At 37.9% G+C, this 1,120-nt stretch carries 1 protein-coding gene and 1 pseudogene; both read right to left on the bottom strand.

Annotation, left to right across the window (positions count from 1 at the left end):
• Positions 1-779, bottom strand: a 779-nt coding sequence (locus HMPREF2991_RS03250; RefSeq protein ID WP_070683543.1) for a hypothetical protein, incomplete at its 3' end; no start/stop codon positions are given.
• Positions 776-1,120 (bottom strand): annotated as a pseudogene (locus HMPREF2991_RS03245) (hypothetical protein); the annotation flags it as partial. The gene HMPREF2991_RS03250 and the pseudogene HMPREF2991_RS03245, both read right to left, overlap by 4 nt.

Here is a 1,120-nt window from a genome sequence, read left to right as displayed (position 1 = left end):
CCTTTCTTCTTAGTCATCAAGTCATAGGCTGCAGGATACTCCTCCTTCAAACGCCAGTCTGAAGACTGTTCAATTACGGATTGAGAAAAACTAATTGGAGTGTCTATATGTAAAAGGTCACCTGCATAATATTCTTTTAAATTAGTAAATTCTTTAAATATATTAACATTTCTGTTCTCTAGAGCCTTTCCGGCATCCTTAGGGATGTCTTCTAGTTTACCTGTTGCCATGTTAAAGAGGACTTCCTTACGATCCTCACCTCCCGTTTTCTGGAGAACGACTGTCCGGTATTCCTGATCTTTGTAAGCAAAAAAATGAGTATAGGCACTTGAAACTGGAAAGTAAGAAGCATCATAATCCGCAATAGCCTTCAAAAGATCATACTCCTTACGAGGCAAATCATCCTGACTGGTATCATAGACCTGAATCTTCCAATACTCCCCCCAACTTAGATTCTTCACATCAAAGCGATTATCTCCCGATTCATAGATTAAACGGATACTTTCTGTGGCTATAAATCGTCTCCCATGAATTACCAAACTATAGTCAACCGGCTCATCCCTATCTCTTTTCCCATTACTATTCTTTGTCTCTTTCCAAGAAATGACCAGCCCCTGTCTATCAGCTATAAATTCATGAGATGCTGGTTCTACTTCAATTGACCAAACTTTATAGCGATCATGTGTCAAATAGCGATACAAAGGATAGCCTCCAGAAACCACAACAAGAAGGCTTAAAACCCCCAGAATGATTAGTATTTTTTTCCTGTATTGTTTCATTGACTTCCTCCTGAGTATTTACTATTTAGATAGAGCTGATATTCTTCATAGCCATGTTTGGCATTTTGGTCAGAAGAAATCGATAAATGTTCCAATACATTTTTATACGTTTTCAACTGGTCTACGCTCATATTGACTAGAGAAAGATCGGTCTCCTCGCCTAAGAGATACTTGCTCATTTCTGGTGTTACAGAATTTGAGTTAAGTTGATTTTCTTTGTTTATTGCTTCTTGGATTATTGCCCTTGTATCATTACTAGTACTATTCACCTTATAATGGCTGGACGACTTCGCATATTCAACATAAGGAACAAGACCTTCATTATCCATCTCTTTCAAGCG

Origin of the sequence: Streptococcus sp. HMSC072D07, from assembly GCF_001814835.1 — a bacterium.
Classification (GTDB): Bacteria; Bacillota; Bacilli; order Lactobacillales; family Streptococcaceae; genus Streptococcus.
Note: the sequence above shows the minus strand (reverse complement) of the source record. Positions and strands in the feature narration are given on the sequence as shown.